Raw genomic sequence first — 857 nt, forward strand, 5'->3', positions numbered from 1 at the left:
TTTTGAAGGTGTAAAAACCGTCAAAACCCCTTCAAAACGTATATTATTAGTTGAATTTATAGGTTGTGTTATCAATATGAGTTGTTTTTTTAAGATCTGTAAAATCTTAACCTATTGAAAAATAACGTTTTTACTTTTTATCGTTTTTTTATCTAAAAGGGGCAACCCTCAAAACTCAAAACCCCGTCAAAACCTATAGAGGTTGTGTTTTGGATATCTTTGACACAAGATTTAAAAGGACCTCTGTATGTTTCTTCTTTAAAAAATTATAAAACAAAAACCCTCAAAGATACTTTGTAAACCCTCTGTTGGTACGATAAGATCTTTGAAGGTTTTAAGAATAACAAAAGATTACAATGGCTTCATTGTTTGATGCTGTTGTTTTTAACGAAAGGGTGCCATTCATAACGTATGGTAGGGCGACTACCTTGTGAGCTATTTTCACTTGCTATTTGACGAATATGATTGGAACGACATAAGAGCTCTAAAGCTTGCTTAACGGCTCTATTATCTGTTAAACTGATCCAACTTCTTTGATGAATATCACGTAAAGTAAAAACATCGGGTAAATGATCACAGCGCTCGACAATCAATTTTGCCCCCTCTATTGCTAAGCTATCCGCCGCCGCATAGAGCCTTTTGACATGACTTAACAAATATTTTTCCCATCGCAAGGCTGTTTGAAGGGCATCTTTATTGATTTCAAAACGCCCCCCTTCGGTTAATTCAAAAATCAATGCAAGACTTACTATGGTCTTAGGCATTTTCAAAAGATGCGCTTGTAAGCTTTCAGAAAGGTTATTCTCTTTGGCTTCTTTAAAAATCTTTTGCATCCATTCACGAAAGATCTCTTGAGC

Annotated in this window: 1 protein-coding gene; it reads right to left on the reverse strand. The window is 35.0% G+C overall.

What is annotated here, in order from left to right; genetic code table 11:
- Positions 1 to 362: 362 nt before the first annotated feature.
- Positions 363 to 857, reverse strand: a 495-nt coding sequence (locus ACFILO_RS09565) for a DUF3987 domain-containing protein (protein WP_375678222.1), incomplete at its 5' end; no start/stop codon positions are given.

Source organism: Bartonella sp. AP72JLCBS (assembly GCF_042195705.1).
In the GTDB taxonomy this organism is placed as follows: Bacteria; Pseudomonadota; Alphaproteobacteria; order Rhizobiales; family Rhizobiaceae; genus Bartonella.